At 61.8% G+C, this 17,695-nt stretch carries 20 protein-coding genes; 19 read left to right on the top strand and 1 reads right to left on the bottom strand.

Annotated features, from left to right (window positions below; translation table 11 throughout):
- Nucleotides 1-94: 94 nt before the first annotated feature.
- On the bottom strand, nucleotides 95-913 hold the full coding sequence (suhB, locus tag V6093_RS13450; RefSeq protein WP_003248548.1) for an inositol-phosphate phosphatase: 819 nt from the start codon (nucleotides 911-913) through the stop codon (nucleotides 95-97).
- A 151-nt stretch (nucleotides 914-1,064) separates the two neighbouring features.
- Between suhB and trmJ the strand changes: the two genes are divergently transcribed.
- From trmJ to der, 19 genes are all read left to right on the top strand, one after another.
- The gene (gene trmJ, locus V6093_RS13445; protein ID WP_029611811.1) at nucleotides 1,065-1,820 is read left to right on the top strand and encodes a tRNA (cytosine(32)/uridine(32)-2'-O)-methyltransferase TrmJ; all 756 of its coding nucleotides are present in this window, start codon (nucleotides 1,065-1,067) and stop codon (nucleotides 1,818-1,820) included.
- A gap of 3 nt (nucleotides 1,821-1,823) precedes the next feature.
- Nucleotides 1,824-2,609 (top strand): serine O-acetyltransferase, encoded by a 786-nt coding sequence (gene cysE, locus V6093_RS13440; protein ID WP_003248544.1) that lies wholly within the window; start codon nucleotides 1,824-1,826, stop codon nucleotides 2,607-2,609.
- Between the two features lie 179 nt (nucleotides 2,610-2,788).
- Entirely contained in the window at nucleotides 2,789-3,280 is a 492-nt protein-coding gene (iscR, locus tag V6093_RS13435) for a Fe-S cluster assembly transcriptional regulator IscR (RefSeq protein ID WP_003248542.1), read from the top strand.
- A gap of 45 nt (nucleotides 3,281-3,325) precedes the next feature.
- The gene (locus tag V6093_RS13430; protein WP_003248541.1) at nucleotides 3,326-4,540 is read left to right on the top strand and encodes an IscS subfamily cysteine desulfurase; all 1,215 of its coding nucleotides are present in this window, start codon (nucleotides 3,326-3,328) and stop codon (nucleotides 4,538-4,540) included.
- Between the two features lie 46 nt (nucleotides 4,541-4,586).
- Nucleotides 4,587-4,973 (top strand): Fe-S cluster assembly scaffold IscU, encoded by a 387-nt coding sequence (gene iscU / locus V6093_RS13425; RefSeq protein ID WP_003248539.1) that lies wholly within the window; start codon nucleotides 4,587-4,589, stop codon nucleotides 4,971-4,973.
- Nucleotides 4,974-5,001: 28 nt separating this feature from the next.
- Nucleotides 5,002-5,325, top strand: a complete 324-nt coding sequence (gene iscA / locus V6093_RS13420) for an iron-sulfur cluster assembly protein IscA (RefSeq protein ID WP_003248536.1) — start codon at nucleotides 5,002-5,004, stop codon at nucleotides 5,323-5,325.
- Nucleotides 5,326-5,333: 8 nt separating this feature from the next.
- The gene (gene hscB / locus V6093_RS13415) at nucleotides 5,334-5,855 is read left to right on the top strand and encodes a co-chaperone HscB (RefSeq protein WP_070096330.1); all 522 of its coding nucleotides are present in this window, start codon (nucleotides 5,334-5,336) and stop codon (nucleotides 5,853-5,855) included.
- A 42-nt stretch (nucleotides 5,856-5,897) separates the two neighbouring features.
- Nucleotides 5,898-7,760: a Fe-S protein assembly chaperone HscA gene (gene hscA, locus V6093_RS13410; RefSeq protein ID WP_108078298.1), complete on the top strand. Its 1,863-nt coding sequence runs from the start codon at nucleotides 5,898-5,900 to the stop codon at nucleotides 7,758-7,760.
- A gap of 3 nt (nucleotides 7,761-7,763) precedes the next feature.
- Nucleotides 7,764-8,105 carry an ISC system 2Fe-2S type ferredoxin gene (gene fdx, locus V6093_RS13405; protein ID WP_003248531.1) on the top strand — a complete coding sequence of 114 codons (342 nt, stop codon included), beginning with the start codon at nucleotides 7,764-7,766 and terminating at the stop codon, nucleotides 8,103-8,105.
- A gap of 10 nt (nucleotides 8,106-8,115) precedes the next feature.
- Nucleotides 8,116-8,316, top strand: coding sequence for a Fe-S cluster assembly protein IscX (iscX, locus tag V6093_RS13400; protein ID WP_003248529.1), 201 nt, complete (start codon nucleotides 8,116-8,118; stop codon nucleotides 8,314-8,316).
- Nucleotides 8,317-8,404: 88 nt separating this feature from the next.
- Complete coding sequence (gene ndk, locus V6093_RS13395; RefSeq protein WP_003248526.1) at nucleotides 8,405-8,830, top strand: nucleoside-diphosphate kinase; 426 nt, start codon at nucleotides 8,405-8,407, stop codon at nucleotides 8,828-8,830.
- A 28-nt stretch (nucleotides 8,831-8,858) separates the two neighbouring features.
- Nucleotides 8,859-10,004 carry a 23S rRNA (adenine(2503)-C(2))-methyltransferase RlmN gene (gene rlmN / locus V6093_RS13390; RefSeq protein WP_003248524.1) on the top strand — a complete coding sequence of 382 codons (1,146 nt, stop codon included), beginning with the start codon at nucleotides 8,859-8,861 and terminating at the stop codon, nucleotides 10,002-10,004.
- Nucleotides 10,005-10,018: 14 nt separating this feature from the next.
- The gene (pilW, locus tag V6093_RS13385) at nucleotides 10,019-10,780 is read left to right on the top strand and encodes a type IV pilus biogenesis/stability protein PilW (protein WP_014861260.1); all 762 of its coding nucleotides are present in this window, start codon (nucleotides 10,019-10,021) and stop codon (nucleotides 10,778-10,780) included.
- Nucleotides 10,777-11,799 (top strand): RodZ domain-containing protein, encoded by a 1,023-nt coding sequence (locus V6093_RS13380; protein ID WP_406669817.1) that lies wholly within the window; start codon nucleotides 10,777-10,779, stop codon nucleotides 11,797-11,799. The genes pilW and V6093_RS13380 overlap by 4 nt, the downstream gene beginning before the upstream one ends.
- 3 nt (nucleotides 11,800-11,802) lie before the next feature.
- On the top strand, nucleotides 11,803-12,912 hold the full coding sequence (ispG, locus tag V6093_RS13375) for a flavodoxin-dependent (E)-4-hydroxy-3-methylbut-2-enyl-diphosphate synthase (protein WP_010952070.1): 1,110 nt from the start codon (nucleotides 11,803-11,805) through the stop codon (nucleotides 12,910-12,912).
- Between the two features lie 25 nt (nucleotides 12,913-12,937).
- On the top strand, nucleotides 12,938-14,227 hold the full coding sequence (gene hisS, locus V6093_RS13370; protein WP_003248516.1) for a histidine--tRNA ligase: 1,290 nt from the start codon (nucleotides 12,938-12,940) through the stop codon (nucleotides 14,225-14,227).
- 39 nt (nucleotides 14,228-14,266) lie between these two features.
- Nucleotides 14,267-14,908, top strand: a complete 642-nt coding sequence (locus V6093_RS13365) for a tetratricopeptide repeat protein (protein WP_003248514.1) — start codon at nucleotides 14,267-14,269, stop codon at nucleotides 14,906-14,908.
- Nucleotides 14,909-16,051 carry an outer membrane protein assembly factor BamB gene (bamB, locus tag V6093_RS13360; protein ID WP_003248513.1) on the top strand — a complete coding sequence of 381 codons (1,143 nt, stop codon included), beginning with the start codon at nucleotides 14,909-14,911 and terminating at the stop codon, nucleotides 16,049-16,051.
- Between the two features lie 116 nt (nucleotides 16,052-16,167).
- Nucleotides 16,168-17,631 carry a ribosome biogenesis GTPase Der gene (der, locus tag V6093_RS13355; RefSeq protein ID WP_003248512.1) on the top strand — a complete coding sequence of 488 codons (1,464 nt, stop codon included), beginning with the start codon at nucleotides 16,168-16,170 and terminating at the stop codon, nucleotides 17,629-17,631.
- The last annotated feature ends 64 nt before the right edge of the window (nucleotides 17,632-17,695 follow it).

The raw sequence follows: 17,695 nt of genomic DNA, 5'->3' as shown, positions 1-17,695 counted from the left end.
TTTACCCGCGAAGAGGCCGGCACAGGCCGCGCAAAACCACCAAGCACAAAAAAAGCACCTCGAGAGGTGCTTTTTGTTTGCCAGCAATCTGCGCTTAGCGCTTCATGCTTTCTGGCAGGTGCGGTTGGATGGCAGTCAGTACTGCCTTGAAGCACTTGATGTTGCCTGCAACGATGTGACCTTTGTCGAGGAAGTCGTGGCCACCGTTGAAGTCGCTCACCAAGCCACCGGCTTCCTGGATCAGCAGTACGCCAGCTGCCATGTCCCATTCGGACAGGCCCGACTCCCAGAAGGCGTCGAAGCGGCCAGCAGCCACGTAGGCCAGGTCCAGGCTGGCGGAGCCGGCGCGGCGGATGCCGGCGGTCTGGCCGGTCAAGGCGCGGAACATGCCCAGGTAGTTGTCCATGTCCGCCATCTGGCCGTCACGGAACGGGAAGCCGGTGCCCAGCAGGGCGCCTTCCAGGCTTGTGCGCGAGCTGACGCGCAGGCGGCGGCCATTGAGTTGGGCGCCACGGCCACGGCTGGCGGTGAATTCTTCCTGGCGAACCGGGTCGACGATCACGGCGTGCTCAAGGCGGCCGCGGTATTTGCAGGCGATGCTGACGGCGAAGTGCGGGATGCCGCGCAGGAAGTTGGTGGTGCCGTCCAGCGGGTCGATGATCCACAGGTAATCTTTGCCTTCTTCGCCGCTACCCGCGTGCAGGCCGGTTTCCTCGCCCTGGATGGAGTGGTTCGGGTAGGCCTTGCGCAGGGCGTTGACGATGCTCTGCTCGGCGGCGCGATCGACTTCGGAAACGTAGTCCTTGGCCTCTTTCTCATCGACCTTGATGCTATCCAGGCGTTCGATGGAGCGGAAAATCAGTTCACTGGCGCTGCGAGCGGCGCGCAGGGCGATATTCAGCATAGGCTGCATGGGCGGGTCACCTGGAGATGTTAAAGAAGAAAGCCGATCATTCTAGCAGAAAACTTTGGCGGCAGAAGTGTCACATTTGCTTTCATGGCGTTACGTCTGTCGGTTCTGTAAGATCGAAGGCCCTGATTCCTGCATCTGTGAGCACAACACCTTGCTGCAAAATATTCGTGTTGTTCTGGTCAATACCAGCCACCCCGGCAACATCGGCGGCGCTGCGCGTGCCATGAAAAACATGGGCTTGTCGCGTCTGGTGCTGGTGCAGCCGAAAGAATTCCCCGCCGTGGATGCCAGTGCCCGTGCTTCGGGCGCCGACGATGTGCTGGATAACGCCCAGGTGGTCGACAGCCTCGAACAGGCGCTGGTCGGCTGCAACCTGGTGATGGGCACCAGCGCCCGCGAGCGCAGCATTCCCTGGCCGTTGATCGGCCCGCGTGAATGCGGTGCCAAGGCGGTGGAGCATGCCAAAGGCGGCGAGGAAATCGCCCTGGTGTTCGGGCGCGAGCACGCCGGCCTGACCAACGAAGAACTGCAGCGATGTCACTTCCACGTGCACATTCCCTCCAACCCCGACTTCAGCTCGCTGAACCTGGCGGCTGCCGTGCAGGTGCTCTCCTACGAGGTGCGCATGGCCTGGCTGGCTGCCGGTGAAGCACCGGGCAAAGTCGAGAAGGTTGACGCCGCTGAACTGGCGACCATGGATGAAATGGAGCTGTTCTACGACCACCTGGAGAAAACCCTGGTGGGCATCGGCTTCCTCGACCCCGAAAAGCCCAAGCACCTGATGCCGCGCCTGCGCCGGCTGTATGGGCGGGTGGCGGTCGAGCGTTCGGAAATGAGCATTTTGCGCGGCATCCTCACCGAGACCCAGAAGGTGGTCCGGGGCGAGCCGCATAAACGGAAGGACTGACAGATGTTCGAGCGTCTGCGTGAAGATATTCAAAGCGTATTCCACCGTGACCCGGCTGCACGCAATGCCTTCGAGGTGCTCACTTGCTACCCCGGCATGCATGCCATCTGGCTGCACCGCCTGGGCAATGCGCTGTGGAGGCGTGATTTCAAATGGTTGGCCCGGCTGGTGTCGAACTTCGGTCGCTGGCTGACCGGTATCGAAATCCACCCTGGCGCCACCATTGGTCGGCGCTTTTTCATCGACCACGGTATGGGTATCGTCATTGGCGAAACCGCCGAGATCGGTGATGACGTCACCCTGTACCAGGGAGTGACGCTCGGTGGCACCAGCTGGAACAAGGGCAAGCGCCACCCCACCTTGGAAAACGGCGTGGTGGTAGGGGCGGGTGCCAAGGTGTTGGGGCCTTTCACGGTCGGCGCCGGGGCCAAGATCGGTTCCAATGCGGTGGTCACCAAGGCGGTGCCGGCCGGGGCTACGGCGGTAGGCATTCCGGGGCGGATCATCGTCAAGAGCGAGGACACCGAAGTCGAAGCCAAACGTAAGGCAATGGCCGAGAAGATCGGCTTTGACGCCTATGGTGTCAGTGGCGACATGCCCGATCCGGTGGCGCGGGCCATCGGCCAGATGCTCGATCATCTGCAGGCCGTCGACGAACGGTTGGAGGGTATGTGTGGCGCGCTGACCAAGATGGGCAGTGACTATTGCGCCAAGGAACTGCCGGCCTTGCCGGAGGACGACTTCACCGAGGTTACCCAGGTGGCCCAGCGCGACACTCAGCCGCATTGATCGCGCCGCACTGAAGTCATGGTGGCATGTGGGGCGTGTGCTCGCGCCCCTCGTCTGCTACAATCGCGCCCGCCTCCCTGATGCAAACCCGACTAAAGCAGTAGGTCTAATAGTTGACTTAAATGCTCGGGAATCGCATACTCGCACACATCCTGAAACTCCCGTGGTACCCAATAGCCATGCGACTGACTACCAAAGGCCGATACGCCGTGACCGCCATGCTCGACCTGGCGTTGCACGCGAAGCATGGGCCGGTGTCTTTGGCCGATATTTCCGAGCGCCAGGGCATTTCCCTCTCTTATCTGGAGCAGCTGTTCGCCAAGCTGCGTCGCAGCAGCCTGGTTTCCAGTGTGCGCGGTCCAGGCGGCGGCTACCAGCTGTCGCGGGGCATGGAAACCATCCAGGTGGCCCAGGTCATCGACGCGGTCAACGAATCGGTCGATGCCACCCGTTGCCAGGGGCTCGGGGACTGCCATGCCGGTGATACCTGCCTGACCCACCACCTGTGGTGCGACCTCAGCCAGCAGATCCATGAATTCCTCAGCGGCATAAGCCTGGCCGACCTCGTCAAGCGCCGTGATGTGCAGGAAGTCGCCCAGCGCCAGGACCTGCGCCGTGTCGCAGGACGAACCGCCCAGCTGGACAAGATTGAGACGTCTGCCGTCGATTGATCCCCTGGGACGACGAGCGACGCCACCGCCTGATAGGAGAGACAAATGAAGTTGCCGATCTACCTTGATTACTCTGCGACCACTCCGGTCGACCCACGCGTGGCCCAGAAGATGGCCGACTGCCTGCTGGTCGACGGGAACTTCGGTAACCCGGCCTCGCGCTCCCACGTCTTTGGCTGGAAAGCCGAGGAAGCGGTGGAGAACGGTCGCCGCCAGGTTGCCGAGCTGATCAACGCCGATCCGCGCGAAATCGTCTGGACCAGCGGTGCCACCGAGTCCGACAACCTCGCGCTCAAAGGTGTCGCGCACTTCTATCAGACCAAGGGCAAGCACATCATTACCTCCAAGATCGAGCACAAGGCGGTCCTGGATACCGCTCGCCAGCTGGAGCGCGAAGGTTTTGAAGTCACTTACCTGGAGCCAGGCGAAGACGGCATCGTTACCCCGGCCATGGTAGAAGCGGTGCTGCGCGACGACACCATCCTGGTCTCGCTGATGCATGTGAACAACGAAGTCGGCTCGATCAACGACATTGCTGCCATCGGTGAACTGACCCGTTCGCGCGGCGTATTGTTCCATGTCGACGCCGCCCAGTCGGCAGGCAAGGTCGAAATCGACCTGCAAAAGCTGAAAGTCGACCTGATGTCGTTCTCGGCGCACAAGGTCTATGGCCCGAAAGGCATCGGCGCGCTGTACGTCAGCCGCAAGCCACGTGTACGTCTTGAAGCCATCATTCACGGCGGCGGTCATGAGCGCGGCATGCGTTCGGGCACCCTGCCGACCCACCAGATCGTCGGCATGGGCGAAGCCTTCGCCATTGCCAAACAGGAAATGGTTGCAGAAAACGCACGCATCAAGGCCCTGAGCGACCGCTTCTTCAAGCAGGTCTCAAACCTTGAAGAGCTGTACGTCAATGGCAGCCAGACAGCACGTGTACCGCACAACCTTAACCTGAGCTTCAACTACGTCGAAGGCGAATCGCTGCTGATGTCGCTGAAAGACATCGCCGTATCGTCCGGTTCGGCCTGTACCTCCGCGTCGCTCGAGCCGTCCTACGTACTGCGTGCTCTGGGCCGCAACGACGAGCTGGCGCACAGCTCGATCCGCTTCTCCTTCGGCCGTTTCACCACCGAAGAAGAAGTCGACTACGCCGCGCAGAAAGTCTGCGAGGCCGTCAACAAACTGCGTGAGCTGTCGCCGCTGTGGGATATGTACAAAGACGGCGTTGACATCTCCAAGATCGAGTGGGCCGCCCACTAAGCAGTCGCCGGCAAGAGCGGCTCCCTGATGAGGAAGGAATTGCACCATGGCATACAGTGAAAAGGTCATCGACCACTACGAAAACCCGCGCAACGTCGGCAAGATGAATGCCGAAGACCCGGATGTCGGCACCGGCATGGTCGGCGCCCCGGCCTGCGGTGACGTGATGCGCCTGCAGATCAAGGTAAACGAGCAGGGCGTTATCGAAGACGCCAAGTTCAAGACCTACGGCTGCGGTTCGGCCATCGCGTCCAGTTCCCTCGCCACCGAGTGGATGAAGGGCAAGACCCTGGACGAGGCCGAAACCATCAAGAATACCCAACTGGCCGAAGAGCTGGCGTTGCCGCCGGTCAAGATTCACTGCTCGGTACTCGCCGAAGATGCCATCAAGGCAGCCGTACGCGACTACAAGCAGAAGAAAGGCTTGATCTAAGTCGCCTGTTGCAAGGTAAGGAGTTCTGATGGCTATCAGCATGACAGAAGCCGCCGCCAACCACATTCGCCGCTCCCTCGACGGGCGCGGCAAAGGTGAGGGCATTCGCCTGGGCGTGCGCACCACCGGTTGCTCGGGTCTGGCCTACGTGCTGGAATTCGTCGACGAACTGGCGGACGAAGACCAGGTGTTCGAAAACCATGGCGTCAAGGTGATCATCGATCCCAAGAGCCTGGTCTACCTCGATGGCACCGAACTGGATTTCGTCAAGGAAGGGTTGAACGAGGGCTTCAAGTTCAACAACCCCAACGTGCGCGGTGAGTGTGGCTGCGGCGAAAGCTTCAACGTTTGAGGCTGGCTGTGGGTACTCCTTGTCATTACGCATTGTTTGACCTCCAGCCAAGCTTCCGTCTGGATCTCGACAAGCTGGCCACTCGCTATCGCGAGCTGGCCCGCGAAGTCCATCCTGACCGCTTTGCCGACGCCTCCGAGCGCGAGCAGCGTATAGCGCTGGAAAAATCCGCGGCCCTCAACGACGCTTACCAGACGCTGCGCAGTGCGCCGCGTCGCGCGCGCTACCTGCTGGCCATCAGCGGCCACGAAGTGCCCCAGGAAGTCACGGTCCACGATCCTGACTTCCTGCTGCAGCAGATGCAGTGGCGTGAAGAGCTCGAGGAGTTGCAGGACGAAGCCGACCTTGATGGTGTCGGCGTGTTCAAGAAGCGCCTCAAGGCTGCCCAGGACACGCTGAACGAGGACTTTGCGGCCTGCTGGGATGCCCCAGGCGAGCGCGACAAGGCCGAGCGCCTGATGCGCCGCATGCAGTTCCTCGACAAGCTCGCCCAAGAAGTGCGCCAACTGGAAGAGCGCCTCGACGATTAACCCGGTGTTGCCCGTGATGACACCTAAGGTATTCAGATAAGCATGGCCCTACTGCAGATTGCCGAACCCGGTCAAAGCCCTCAGCCTCACCAGCGTCGCCTGGCGGTGGGGATCGACCTGGGTACCACCAACTCTCTGGTCGCTGCACTGCGTAGCGGCCGCAGCGAGCCCCTGCCCGACGCGCAGGGCAACGTCATTCTGCCGTCCGCGGTGCGCTACCTCGACGGGCGTATCGAAGTGGGGCAGGCTGCGCGTGACGCCGCCTCCAGCGACCCGCTGAACACTGTGCTGTCGGTCAAGCGCCTGATGGGGCGCGGCCTGGCCGACGTCAAGCAACTGGGCGAGCAATTGCCGTACCGCTTCGTTGGCGGTGAGTCGCACATGCCGTTCATCGACACCGTGCTGGGGCCGAAAAGCCCGGTGGAAGTGTCTGCCGACATCCTGAAGGTGTTGCGCGAACGTGCCGAAGCTACCTTGGGTGGCGAGCTGGTAGGCGCGGTGATCACCGTGCCGGCCTATTTCGATGACGCCCAGCGTCAGGCTACCAAAGATGCTGCGCGTCTGGCCGGCCTGAACGTGCTGCGCCTGCTCAACGAACCGACTGCGGCCGCCGTAGCCTACGGCCTGGACCAGAACGCCGAAGGCGTGGTGGCCATCTATGATCTGGGCGGCGGTACTTTCGATATTTCCATCCTGCGCCTGACCGCTGGCGTATTCGAAGTGCTGGCCACCGGGGGTGATACCGCCCTTGGGGGGGATGACTTCGACCACACTATTGCCGGCTGGATCATCGAACAGGCGGGTTTGTCGTCTGACCTCGACCCGGCTACCCAGCGCGCGCTGCTGCAAACCGCTTGCGCCGCCAAGGAGGCCCTGACCGACGCTGACGTGGTCAACGTCAGCCACGGTGCCTGGCACGGTGAGCTGACCCGCAGCGCCTTCGAAGCCATGATCGAACCATTGGTTGCCCGCAGCCTGAAGGCTTGCCGCCGTGCGGTGCGCGACAGTGGTGTTGAGCTGGAAGAGGTCAGCGCCGTAGTCATGGTCGGTGGTTCTACCCGCGTGCCGCGTGTGCGTGAGGCCGTCGGTGCACTGTTCGGGCGCACCCCGCTGACCTCGATCGACCCAGACCAGGTGGTGGCCATCGGTGCCGCCATCCAGGCTGACACCTTGGCCGGCAACCGCCGCGAAGGTGGCGAGCTGCTGCTGCTCGATGTCATCCCGCTGTCGCTTGGTCTTGAGACCATGGGCGGGCTGATGGAGAAAGTGATCCCGCGTAACACCACCATTCCGGTGGCGCGTGCTCAGGAATTCACCACGTACAAAGACGGCCAGTCGGCCATGATGATCCACGTCCTGCAGGGCGAGCGCGAGCTGATCAGTGACTGCCGTTCGCTGGCCCGCTTCGAGCTGCGCGGCATTCCGGCCATGGTTGCCGGTGCTGCGAAAATCCGCGTCACCTTCCAGGTGGATGCCGATGGCCTGCTCAGCGTCGCTGCCCGCGAGCTGGGTTCGGGCGTTGAAGCCAGCATTCAGGTCAAGCCGTCCTACGGCCTGACCGACGGCGAAATCGCCCGCATGCTCAAGGACTCCTTCGAAAACGCCGGTTCCGACAAGCACGCCCGCCAGTTGCGTGAGCATCAGGTAGATGGCGAGCGGCTGCTCGAGGCGGTACAGGGCGCCCTGGACGCCGACGGCGAGCGCCTGCTCAGCAGTGACGAGCGCGACGCCATCGAATTCCAGATGCAAGAACTACGTGATTTGCTGACCGGCACCGATGGCGCAGCCATCGAGCAACAGACCAAGCGTCTGTCGCAGGTGACCGATGCATTTGCCGCCCGTCGCCTTGATTCGACGGTCAAAGCCGCACTGGCCGGGCGCAACCTGAATGAGATCGAGGAGTAATCGATGCCGCTGGTGACATTCCTGCCGCATGAGAAGTTCTGCCCCGAGGGGCTGACCGTGGAGGTCAAGCCCGGGACCAACATCCTGGAGCTGGCCCACGACCATCACATCGAGATGGAAAGTGCCTGCGGCGGCGTCAAGGCCTGTACCACTTGCCACTGCATCGTGCGCAAGGGCTTCGATTCGCTCGAAGAGGCTGACGAGCTGGAAGAGGACATGCTGGACAAAGCCTGGGGCCTGGAAGCGCAATCGCGCCTTGGTTGTCAGGTTTTCGTCGCTGACGAAGACCTGACCATCGAGATCCCCAAGTATTCGCTCAACCATGCTGCCGAAGCACCGCACTGAGGGCCTGTACATGAGTCTGAAATGGGTTGATGTACTTGAGATCGCAATCCAGCTTGCAGAAAGCAAGCCTGAGGTCGATCCTCGTTATGTGAATTTCGTGGACCTGCACCGCTGGGTGCTGGCATTGCCAGAGTTCAGCGACGATCCGTCACGCGGCGGTGAGAAAGTGCTCGAGGCAATCCAGGCCGCCTGGATCGACGAAGCCGACTAAGCGTCACTTGCAGGTTAGGCAATCCCCCGGAACCCGCGTATAATTCGCGGGTTTAATTTTTCGTAACACTCATATTCTGGAGTTTTCCATGGCTGTTCAACGTACTTTCTCCATCATCAAGCCTGACGCAGTTGCCAAAAACGTCATCGGCAAGATCACCACTCGCTTCGAAGAAGCCGGCCTGAAAATCGTTGCCTCGAAAATGAAGCAACTGTCCAAAGCCGAAGCCGAAGGCTTCTACGCTGAGCACAGCGAGCGCGGCTTCTTCGGTGACCTGGTTGCCTTCATGACTTCCGGTCCGGTCGTTGTCCAGGTTCTGGAAGGCGAGAACGCCATTGCCAAGAACCGTGAGCTGATGGGTGCTACCAACCCTAAAGAAGCTGCTGCCGGCACCATCCGCGCTGACTTCGCCGAGTCGATCGACGCCAACGCCGTTCACGGTTCGGACTCCGAAGCTGCTGCTGCTCGCGAAATCGCTTACTTCTTCGCTGCTACCGAGGTAACCACTCGCTAAGCGAAAGCTTACGGGTGAGGGTGAATCCATGACGACATCTACTGGCAAAATCAACCTGTTGGGTCTGACCCAGCCGGAAATGGAACAATTCTTCGACTCTATCGGGGAGAAGCGCTTCCGTGCCGGCCAGGTGATGAAATGGATTCACCATTTTGGCGTGTCCGACTTTGCGGCCATGACCAACGTAGGCAAGGTCTTGCGCGAAAAGCTCGAGGCCGTTGCCGAAATACGCCCACCGGAAGTGGTCAGTGAAGACATTTCCGCCGACGGCACCCGTAAATGGGTGATCCGCGTTGCCTCCGGCAGCTGCGTCGAGACCGTCTATATTCCAACCGACGACCGTGGCACCCTGTGCGTATCGTCGCAAGCCGGCTGTGCCCTGGACTGCAGCTTCTGCTCCACCGGCAAGCAAGGCTTCAACAGCAACCTCACTGCCGCCGAAGTGATCGGCCAGGTGTGGCTTGCCAACAAATCCTTCGGGACCGTTCCTGCCAAAGTCGACCGCGCGATTACCAACGTGGTCATGATGGGCATGGGCGAGCCCTTGCTGAACTTCGACAACGTCATTGCCGCCATGAAAATCATGATGGATGACCTTGGCTATGGCATTTCCAAGCGCCGTGTCACCTTGTCCACCTCGGGCGTGGTGCCGATGATTGACGAACTCGCCAAGCACATCGACGTGTCGCTGGCCCTGTCGCTGCATGCGCCGAACGACGAACTGCGCAACAAGCTGGTACCGATCAACAAGAAGTACCCGCTGAAGATGCTGCTGGAATCGTGCATGGGCTACATGTCCACCTTGGGCGGCAAGCGCGTGCTCACCGTCGAGTACACCCTGCTCAAGGACGTCAACGACCAGCCCGAGCATGCCGCGCAGATGATCGAACTGTTGCGCGATGTACCCTGCAAGATCAACCTGATCCCGTTCAACCCGTTCCCGCATTCGGGCTACGAGCGACCGAGCAACAACGCCATTCGTCGCTTCCAGGACCTGCTGCACCACGGTGGCTTCAACGTCACCACCCGTACCACGCGCGGCGACGACATCGACGCTGCCTGTGGCCAGCTGGTCGGCCAGGTCAATGACCGCACTCGCCGCAGTGAGCGCTACATCGCTGTTCGCCAGCTTTCTGCGGACGTCGAACTGCCAGACAGCGCCGCCAGCCACTGACAGGTACCTTGCCCATGAGCCTGCGCGCCGCGCTGTCGATCCTTGCGCTTTCGCTGCTGGCCGGCTGCGTGTCGGGCGGCGCGAGCGACCCCTTGGCCAGCCGCCAGGGCAGGGTGGAGGCGGGGCGGGCTTATGTGCAGCTTGGCTTGGGTTATTTGCAACAAGGTTTGACTGAACAGGCCAAGGCGCCGCTGGGAAAGGCCCTGGCGCTGAATGACCAGGATGTCGATGCGCACGCCGCCCTGGCGGTAGTGTTTCAAGCCGAAGGCGAGCCGGCGCTGGCCGAAGCACACTTTCGCAAGGCCTTGCTGATAAGCCGCGGTGACACGCGAATTCGCAACAATTACGGCAGTTTCCTTTATGCTCAGGGGCGATTTGCCGAGGCCAAGCAGATGTTTCGCCTGGCCAGTGCCGATACCCTGTATCCTGAGCGCTCACGCGTGTACGAGAATCTGGGCCTGACCGCCCTGAAGCTCGAACGCCGCGATCAGGCGCACGCGTATCTGTTGAAAGCGTTACAACTCAACCAGCGGCAACCAAAAGCGTTGCTGGAAATGGCTGAGTTGTCCTACGAAAACAGGCATTATGTGCCGGCCCGGGACTACTACGATCGTTTCAGCCAGTTGAGCGACCACGACGCCCGTAGCCTGCTGCTGGGCAGCCGCCTTGCCAGGGTGTTCGACGAGCAGGGCGCACTGGCCGAACTGGGTCAGCAATTACAACGACTTTATCCCGGTACGCCGGAATATCAGCAATACCTGTCGGAGCAACGATGAACGCCGCGCACCCCGAAGTAGCAGTAGCGCCTGGCCAGAACCCCGGTGAGCTTTTGCGCCTGGCCCGTGAGAAACGGGACTGGTCTCAAGCCGAGGTGGCCCGCAAGCTCAACCTCACTGTCAGTTCGTTGAACCACGTGGAAACCGGCGCCTTCGACAAGCTGCCCGGGCATACTTTCGCTCGTGGCTACATTCGCGCCTACGCCAAGCTGATGGACCTCGACCAGGCCGCCCTGGTAGACGCCTTCGACCGTTACACCGGTACCCACGCCAAAGGCAGCGACGTGCATTCGTTGGGCCGTATCGAAGAGCCTGTGCGTCTGTCGCACAACATCCTGCGCGGCGTCAGCCTGCTGTTGCTGGTGGCTGTGGTCGGTGGTGGCTTTTTCTGGTGGCAGGACCAGGGCAGCCTGCGGGGCAAGGACCTGGCCAAGATTGCCCTGGAGCATGTCGAGGTCGAAAGCGCCGACGGCACCACACAGATTCACCCGCTCGATGAGCCTGAAGACCAGGCCGTTTCCGCTGGCCAGCAAGCTGAAAGTGCGCCGCTGGCGCTGGAGCAGGGCGCTGCCGAGCAGCCTGCTGCCGCTGAACAAGCACCGGTAAGCTCTGAGGCCGCCATTGCCGCAGCGCCTGCTCCAGCACAGCAAGCGCCGGTGCAACCCGCACCTGCTGCTTCGCCTGCACCGGTTACTCCTCCGGTACAGGCCACTGCTGCACCTGCACCTGCACCTGCACCGGCCGTGGCGGCCGCCGAGCCTGCCGCGGTGCCAGCTGGCAGCGCCAAGGTCGCCATCCAGTTCACCGCCGATTGCTGGACCCAGGTCAGCGACGGCAACGGCAAGGTGCTGTTCAGCGCCATCAAGCGCAAGGGGGACAACCTCGAGCTGACCGGCAAGCCGCCATTCGCGGTACGCCTGGGCTTTGCCCGGGGCGCCCAGGTCAGCTACAACGGCCAGGCCGTCGATGTTGCCCCGTTCACCAGTGGCGAGACTGCTCGCCTGAAGTTGGGACAGTAAGTCATGCACGGCGAATCTCCGATCAAACGTCGCGAATCCCGCAAAATCTGGGTTGGCAATGTGCCGGTGGGTGGTGATGCGCCCATCGCGGTGCAGAGCATGACCAACACCGACACCAACGATGTCGCTGCTACCGTGGCGCAAATCCAGCGTCTGGTCGACGCCGGCGTGGACATCGTGCGCGTCTCGGTGCCGGACATGGACGCCGCCGAAGCGTTTGGCAAGATCAAGCAACGGGTCAGCGTGCCGCTGGTCGCCGACATCCATTTCGACTACAAGATCGCCCTGCGCGTTGCCGAACTGGGCGTTGATTGCCTGCGGATCAACCCGGGCAACATCGGCCGTGAAGACCGTGTGCGCGCCGTGGTCGATGCCGCCCGCGACCGCGGCATTCCGATTCGTATCGGGGTCAACGCCGGTTCGCTGGAAAAAGACCTGCAGAAGAAGTATGGCGAACCGACCCCGGCCGCACTGGTCGAGTCGGCCCTGCGCCACGTCGAGCATCTCGACCGCCTGGATTTCCAGGACTTCAAGGTCAGCGTCAAGGCCTCGGACGTGTTCATGGCTGTCGAAGCCTACCGTCTGCTGGCCAAGCAGATCGTACAACCGCTGCACCTGGGCATCACTGAAGCCGGTGGCCTGCGTTCGGGGACGGTGAAGTCCGCCGTCGGCCTCGGTATGCTGTTGGCCGAGGGTATTGGCGATACCATCCGCATCTCGCTGGCGGCCGACCCGGTCGAAGAAGTGAAAGTCGGCTACGACATCCTCAAGTCGCTGCATCTGCGTTCGCGTGGCATCAACTTCATCGCCTGCCCGAGCTGCTCGCGGCAGAACTTCGATGTGGTCAAGACCATGAACGAGCTGGAAGGGCGTCTGGAAGACCTGCTGGTGCCGCTGGATGTGGCGGTGATCGGTTGCGTGGTCAACGGCCCGGGTGAAGCCAAGGAGGCCCATGTCGGGTTGACCGGCGGCACGCCGAACCTGATCTACATCGACGGCAAGCCTGCGCAGAAACTGACCAATGACAACCTGGTCGATGAGCTGGAAAAGCTCATCCGCCAGAAAGCGGCCGAAAAGGCCGAAGCTGACGCGGCGCTGATCGCCCGTGGCTGACACACCGAATTCGTAAGGACTTTTCGTGAGCAAATCGCTGCAAGCCATCCGTGGCATGAACGACATCCTGCCAGAACAGTCGCCGCTGTGGCGCTACTTCGAAGGCACCGTGGCCGGGCTGCTGGACACCTACGGGTACAGCCAGATCCGCACGCCGATCGTCGAGTTCACCGAGCTGTTCAAACGCTCGATCGGTGAAGTGACCGACATCGTCGAAAAAGAGATGTACACCTTCGAGGACCGCAACGGTGATTCGCTGACCCTGCGCCCTGAAGGCACCGCGGCCTGCGTGCGAGCGGTGCTCGAGCACGGCATCACCGGCAACGGTCAGGTGCAGAAGCTGTGGTACATCGGCCAGATGTTCCGCCACGAGCGCCCACAGAAGGGCCGCTACCGTCAGTTCCACCAGATTGGCGTGGAAGTGTTCAACCTGGACGGCCCGGACATCGATGCCGAGCTGATCATGCTGACCTGGCGCCTGTGGGGCCTGCTGGGCATTCAGGACGCGGTCAAGCTGGAACTCAACAGCCTGGGCACCAGTGAAGCCCGCGCACGCTACCGTGACGCGCTGGTCGAGTTCCTCTCGGCGCGGCTGGAGCAACTGGACGAAGACAGCCAGCGCCGCCTGAAGAGCAACCCGCTGCGCATCCTCGACAGCAAAGACCAGAACACCCAGGCGGTGTTGGTCGGGGCGCCGAAGCTGGAAGACTACCTAGACGAAGAGTCGCGCGTGCACTTCGAAGGCCTCAAGGCCCGCCTGGACGCAGCCGGTATTCCGTTCGTGATCAACACCAAGCTGGTACGTGGCCTGGACTATTACAGCAAGACCGTGTTCGAGTGGGTAACCGACAAGCTCGGCGCCCAGGGCACGGTGTGCGCGGGTGGCCGTTACGACGGCCTGGTCGAACAGATGGGTGGCAAGCCGACCACTGGCGTTGGTTTCGCCATGGGCATTGAGCGCCTGATCCTGCTGTTGGAAACCTTGGGCAAGGTGCCGGAGTCCATCAGCCGCCAGATCGACGTTTACCTGTGCGCCTTTGGCGAGCAGGCGGAGCTGGCAGGCCTGCGCCTGTCCGAAGGCTTGCGCGACCGTTTGCCGGGCCTGCGCCTGGCTGTCAACGCCGGGGGTGGCAGCTTCAAGAGCCAGTTCAAGAAGGCCGACAAGAGCGGTGCACTGTTCGCCCTGATCCTCGGCGACGACGAGCTGGCCAAGCAAGAGATCGGCTTGAAGCCCCTGCGTGGCCAGGGCGAACAACAGAACATTGCCTGGGATGCTCTTGCAGAGCACCTGGAAACCGCGATCGCGCAGGCGTAACGCGGTTCAACAAGCGAATAGGCGAAAAGGAGTATTGGGGTGTCGAGTACCGATGATGATGACCTGGCAGGGGTCAAGGACTGGTGGAACCGCAACGGCAAGCCGCTGCTGACCGGTGCATTGCTGGCTGGCGTGGTGGTGTTGGGCTGGAATACCTGGCACAAGTACCAGACCAACCAGTCGCAAGGTGCCTCGCAGTTGTATCAGGCGCTGATTGAAACCAGCCTGACACCGACCGGCCAGCCGGACGCCACCAAGGTCGCGGAACTGGCCGGCAAGCTCAAGAGCGAGTTTGGCGGCACCGCTTACGCCCAGTACGGCAGCCTGTTCGTGGCCAAGGTCGCGGTCGACAGCGGCAAGCTCGATGACGCCGCAGCCGAGCTGAAAAGCGTGCTGGATAAACCGGCCGACGTTACCTTGGGCGAGATTTCGCGTCAGCGTCTGGCGCGCGTACTGGCAGCCCAGAACAAGGCCGAGGATGCCCTCAAGTTGCTCGACGGCGACGCCGACAAAGCCTTCCTGGCCAGCCGTGAAGAGTTGAAGGGTGACCTGCTGGTGCAGCTGGGTCGCGCCGACGACGCACACAGCGCTTACGAAAAAGCCAAGGCTGCGCTGTCCGATGACGCGGCGGTCGGTGGCCTGCAATTGAAGCTGGATGACCTGGCTAAAGGGGACGCGTAAGTGATCGGTTGGAAACATGCAGCAGTGCTGACCCTGGCCGTACTGGCCGCAGGTTGCAGCAGCAACAGCAAGAAGGAACTGCCCCCGGCCGAGCTGACCAAGTTCACCGAGGAAGTGGTGCTGAAGAAGCAGTGGAGCCGTTCGATCGGTGACGGCCAGGGTGAAACCTACAACACCCTGGTACCGGCCATCGAGAACGACCGTATCTACGCTTCCGACGTCAACGGCGAAGTCTTCGCCCTCGACCGCATCACGGGTGACGTGGTGTGGAAGAAGGACCTGGAGCTGCAGGTTTCCGGTGCAGTTGGCGTAGGCTATGGCCTGGTCATGCTCGGTACCCTCAAGGGTGAAGTCATTGCTCTGGACTCCAGCACCGGTGAGGAGCGTTGGCGCTCGCGCGTGACCAGCGAAGTGCTGGCCCCACCTGCCAACAACGGTGACGTGGTGGTGGTGCAGACTCAGGACGACCGCCTGATCGGCCTGGATGCCGCCACTGGCGACCGCCGTTGGATCTACGAAAACTCCCCGGCCGTGCTGACGCTGCGTGGCACCGGTGCGCCGATCGCCACCAACCGCCTGGCGGTTGCCGGCCTGTCCACCGGCAAAGTGGTCGCGGTTGACATCAACAACGGTGTGCCGGTGTGGGAAAGCCGCGTGGCCATCCCGAAGGGCCGTTCCGAGCTGGACCGTGTGGTTGATATCGACGGCGGCTTGCTGCTGTCTGGTGGTACCCTGTACGTCAGCACCTACCAGGGCCGTGTAGCGGGCCTGGACCTGGAAAGCGGCCGCGAGCTGTGGCAGCGCGATGCTTCCAGCTATGTGGGTGTCGCTCAGGGCTTCGGTAACGTCTACGTCAGCGAAGCCTCGGGTACCGTGGAAGGTGTGGATGAGCGCTCTTCCAGTGCCCTGTGGAGCAACGACAGCATGGCTCGCCGCCAGTTGACCGCCCCTGAAGTGTTCAGCAGCTACGTGGCTGTGGGTGACTTTGAAGGTTACCTGCACCTGCTGAGCCAGGTGGATGGCCGCTTCGTCGGCCGTGAGCGTATCGACAGCGATGGCCTGCGCGCCCGCCCACTTGTGGTCGGCGACACCATCTATGTCTTCGGCAACAGCGGCAAGCTCGAGGCACTGACCATCCGCTGAAGCTATGCTTGAAGCCTTGGCGGGCTTCAAGCCGCGGCGTAGGACACGCCGCCCAAACTCCGGCCGCTGCCTTGCAGCGGCCTTTGCATTTTCAAGAATTCGAGAGTGGAGAGCCGATGGTTCCCGTAATTGCCCTGGTGGGCCGCCCGAACGTCGGCAAATCCACCATGTTCAACCGCCTGACCAAGACCCGCGATGCCATCGTCGGTGACCTGTCGGGCCTGACCCGTGACCGCCAGTATGGTGATGCCAGCTGGCAGGGTCGTTCCTTCATCCTGATTGACACCGGTGGTATCACCGGTGACGAAGTGGGCATGGACGAAAAAATGGCCGAGCAGTCGCTCATGGCCATCGAAGAAGCCGACTACGTGCTGTTCCTGGTTGATGCCCGAGCGGGCATGACCGCAGCAGACCAGATGATCGCCGAGCACCTGCGCAAGCGGAACAAGGCCGCGATCCTGGTTGCCAACAAGATCGACAACATCGACCCCGACGTTGCCCGCGCCGAATTCTCGCCAATGGGCATGGGCAACGCCATTCCGGTGGCAGGCTCCCAGGGCCGGGGTATCAGCGCCTTGATGGAGGCCGTGCTCGGTCACCTGCCGCGTGATGCCGAAGACGAAGCCCTCGAACAGGACGTTGCTGAAGGTGAGGAAGCTGTGCGCATTCCTGGCCCAAGCGAGAAGGATGGCATCAAGATCGCCATCATCGGCCGCCCGAACGTTGGCAAGTCGACGCTGGTCAACCGCATGCTCGGCGAAGAGCGTGTGGTGGTCTACGACGAGCCGGGTACTACCCGTGACAGTATCTACATCCCGTTTGAGCGTGATGGTGACAAGTACACCTTCATCGACACCGCCGGTGTGCGCAAGCGTGGCAAGATCCACGAGGAAGTCGAGAAGTTCTCGGTGGTGAAGACGCTGCAGGCGATCAAGGACGCCAACGTCGTCATCTTCGTCATGGATGCCCGCGAAGGTGTGGTCGACCATGACCTGAACCTGCTGGGCTTTGCCCTTGAAGCCGGTCGCGCCATCGTCATTGCCCTGAACAAGTGGGATGGCATGGAGCCGGGTGAGCGCGCCTACGTGAAGACCGAGCTGGAGCGCCGGCTGTTCTTCGTCGATTTTGCTGACATCCACTTCATTTCTGCGCTGCATGGCACGGGCGTGGGCAACTTGTACAAGTCGGTGCAGGCTGCGTTCCAGTCCGCGGTCACCCGCTGGCCGACCAGCCGCCTGACGCAGATCCTCGAAGATGCCGTGAGCGAGCACCAGCCGCCGATGGTCAATGGTCGCCGCATCAAGCTGCGCTATGCCCACCTCGGCGGTGCCAACCCGCCGCTCATCGTGATCCACGGCAACCAGACCGACAGCATTCCCAAGTCGTACTCGCGTTACCTGGAAAACACCTATCGCCGGGTGCTCAAGCTGGTCGGTACGCCGATTCGTATCGAGTACAAGGGTGGTGAGAACCCGTACGAGGGTAAGAAAAACACCCTTACCGATCGCCAGGTCAACAAGAAACGCCGCCTGATGTCGCACCACAAGAAGGCCGAGAAGAAGCGTCGCGACAAACGCTAAGCAGCGCCATGTGGGGGCGGGCAAGGCTGCCCCCACAGACGCCCTTTGATCCAGAGCAATCCCC

This window comes from Pseudomonas putida group bacterium ESBL64, assembly GCF_045277175.1.
GTDB classification, from domain to species: Bacteria; Pseudomonadota; Gammaproteobacteria; order Pseudomonadales; family Pseudomonadaceae; genus Aquipseudomonas; species Aquipseudomonas alloputida.
This window is presented reverse-complemented; position numbering and strand designations above follow the sequence as displayed.